We start from the raw sequence: 662 nt of genomic DNA on the forward strand, positions 1-662 counted from the left end.
GGGAAAAAAAGGGCCAGGCCGCGCGCATGGCGGCGACCTGCTCCTCGATGGTGAACGGAAGGAACGCCATCAGACAGGGTCCCCGAAGAAGTCATGGCGGCTCGCGGCGATGGGCGATGCTGCAGCCTTCGGTGCTACGAGTACCGGCGTAGCGGCAGCAGCGACCGGAACGAGAATTCCGCCTGCCCTTGTGTAGCTCTGGTTCGCCTGCTTCACGGCGTCGCCGGTCTCCTGGGCGATGTTCCTGATTGCTTCGTTCACCACGTAGTCGCCGAAGAGCCGGCGAAGTCCTGCAGGAATGTCGACCGGATCCATCCTGCCAGAGCGAATATGAGTCACAGCAGCGACCAGGTCCGCGAGATCGTTGGCGAATTCGTCCTGCTGATCGATGGATTCCGGCCAGCGATCAGTGAATTCGTCCTGATCCCAGGTGGGATTCGCGACGGTCAAGGTGCGCCCGAGCGAGGTCGCCCGGCGGATGTCGACGATCAGAAGGTTGCAGAGCGAAATCAGTGCGTCGCTGAGAGTCCGGCCCGGCATCGCGGTGCGCGCCGCATAGTGTGCGAGAAGAATCGAAGGCGCCATCCGCCCGGACCGGGGCTTGAGGTCGTGGGTGATGTTCCGGAAGCGCTTCACGAGCTGAAGGGCGAGCGTCGCCATGT

At 63.3% G+C, this 662-nt stretch carries 1 pseudogene; it reads right to left on the reverse strand.

Annotation, left to right across the window (positions count from 1 at the left end):
- Positions 1 to 69 precede the first annotated feature (69 nt).
- Positions 70 to 662: pseudogene (locus tag ACFHWW_RS34025) on the reverse strand (nucleotidyltransferase); the annotation flags it as partial.

The organism is Sinorhizobium sp. P24N7 (assembly GCF_042436655.1).
GTDB classification, from domain to species: Bacteria; Pseudomonadota; Alphaproteobacteria; order Rhizobiales; family Rhizobiaceae; genus Sinorhizobium; species Sinorhizobium meliloti_A.